At 60.3% G+C, this 325-nt stretch carries 1 protein-coding gene; it reads right to left on the reverse strand.

Annotated features, from left to right (window positions below):
- On the reverse strand, positions 1-325 hold a 325-nt coding region (locus P0G09_RS16705), incomplete at both ends, for a CarD family transcriptional regulator (protein ID WP_275253225.1).

The following is a 325-nucleotide window of genomic DNA, read 5'->3' on the forward strand; positions in this document are numbered from 1 at the left end:
TACAGCTCAATGAGCTCCTGGGCCATCTCCTCGGTGGCCTTTTTCACCTTGGCGCGGGTGCGCTGCCATTCGGTGCCGCCCAGCTTGGCCAGCTTCACCTTTTCCTCGTCGCCGGGGGCGGTGTATCGGCTGAGCAGGTCCAGCTGGGTGACGGGCACATAGAGCACATCGGAGCCGGAATACTGGATCTTCAGGTAATCCTTGATGGCACCCTGCACTTCCAGCCGCTGGATGCCCGCGTACAGACCGATGCCGTGGCTCTGGTGCACCACATAGTCCCCGGGCTTGATGTCCGAAAGGCTGGACAGAGCGTTTTTGTTCTTTT

The sequence above is a fragment of the Faecalibacterium sp. DFI.5.82 genome (assembly GCF_029076575.1).
GTDB lineage: Bacteria > Bacillota > Clostridia > Oscillospirales > Ruminococcaceae > Faecalibacterium > Faecalibacterium duncaniae.